Genomic DNA, 1,416 nt, shown 5'->3' with positions numbered 1-1,416 from the left:
ACTATGGATAGTTGCGTTGTATTTGTAAACGGACAACCTTTTTTAGTTCTTTCAGTAGCTGGTATTGAAATTGCTAGATTAGAGATTTCCCTTCAAGTAGCATTAGCTCTAAGAGTGCTTGGGATACCAATCTGTGATTAATTACCAAATTAAAAGAAAAAGAGGGCATTAGCCCTCTTTTTTTATTTTCTTCTCACCTTTTCTTAACAACAAACAAAATTCAAATTTAATTAATTATAAAAAATTAAAGTATATGAACGTTACATGAAACACTTGTTAAGATAGCTGTCCTTCACACTATTTATTTCGCCGACATTATATAATCAAAGCACACAATGATTAACTTTTTATACGGCTTATTTTAAGTGTGCTAGCATTCTAGGCTAGATGATCATGACTGCAAAAAAACTTCAAGTTCTCGTTTATATAAATCAAATAACGCTTTCACTTTTTGAACCGATTGATAATCTTTAAATTGCGGTTTTCTATCTTCTTCTCCTTGAAGAGCACTAATCCAACTATACTCTACATCTACAATATGAAATAATGTTTCTAACATACCCCCAGTTTGCAAAGTAAATCTTCCTCTGAAAGTTGTTCACACCACTTAAACCAATCATCTCTTACTTGCCAATTATATTGAAATAAAGTGTACACATTTATCTCTCCCTTACTTCAATTATCCACCTAACAGCATCTGTTATACATTTAACCATTGACAATCACTTCTCTTCGGCCAAGTTCCTCTACAGCGTGATTAATTATTTCACTTACAGATAAAGAACCATCCAATATGATATCTGAATTCGGCTTAACAGTATGAATTGCCTCTAAATAAGCTTTTCTCGCATATGTCATGTAATGTTCCAAATCATTATGTATTTCATCTATTGTACCTTCCTTAAAATCTCGCAAAATCCTTCTAGCCATCGCAATATCTAAAGGCGTATCAATAAATATAGTTACATCAATGAATTTTCGCATCTCACTATTTAAGTATGCAAAAGGATAATCTACAATAATATAGTCTAAGGTATTATTTTGTATAAGTTGCTCAATATCATGAATTAATGGTGTTAATACCCACTCGTCGTAATTCGCCCCATCATCAATCCATTTACAAATATCAGCAGGAGATTTATCAAATGTGTAACTATCAAAATATAGAGCTTTTGAGTTTTTAAACTTATGCTTTAATCTTTCTGTAATTGTAGTTTTACCTCCCCCCGAAACAGCTGCAATTGAAATTATTTTTGTTTTATTATCCACTATACCCACCAAACCCCTTTGTTAACATAATATAATTATAAATTACTATCATTGCTACTTCTTCCATTCATATTCTAACATACTCATTTCCCATAAATTCCAATACGTTTCTCCTACTCTTTTTGACTCTCTTAATAAGCCTTCTTT

General features: G+C 31.4%; 2 protein-coding genes and 2 pseudogenes. 1 reads left to right on the top strand and 3 read right to left on the bottom strand.

The genetic code is table 11. From position 1 onward, the window contains the following. The first annotated feature begins 3 nt into the window (after nt 1-3). Complete coding sequence (locus ABWK52_RS29285) at nt 4-141, top strand: DUF3956 domain-containing protein (protein WP_000376554.1); 138 nt, start codon at nt 4-6, stop codon at nt 139-141. A gap of 256 nt (nt 142-397) precedes the next feature. Here the strand turns inward: ABWK52_RS29285 and ABWK52_RS29280 are convergent. From ABWK52_RS29280 to ABWK52_RS29270, 3 genes and pseudogenes are all read right to left on the bottom strand, one after another. Then, nucleotides 398-657, bottom strand: a pseudogene (locus ABWK52_RS29280) (DinB family protein); the annotation flags it as partial. 51 nt (nt 658-708) lie between these two features. Next, a complete protein-coding gene (locus ABWK52_RS29275) occupies nt 709-1,278 on the bottom strand; it encodes an AAA family ATPase (protein WP_000513265.1) in 570 nt (189 codons plus the stop codon). Between the two features lie 45 nt (nt 1,279-1,323). Next, nucleotides 1,324-1,416: pseudogene (locus ABWK52_RS29270) on the bottom strand (GNAT family N-acetyltransferase); the annotation flags it as partial.

This window comes from Bacillus sp. AP50 (assembly GCF_040492675.1).
Lineage (GTDB): Bacteria > Bacillota > Bacilli > Bacillales > Bacillaceae_G > Bacillus_A > Bacillus_A cereus.
Note: the sequence above shows the minus strand (reverse complement) of the source record. Positions and strands in the feature narration are given on the sequence as shown.

What these genes read in the sequence shown, in the direction of transcription:
- ABWK52_RS29285 (WP_000376554.1), top strand. Translation starts at nt 4, where the DNA reads ATGGATAGTTGCGTTGTATTTGTAAACGGACAACCTTTTTTAGTTCTT.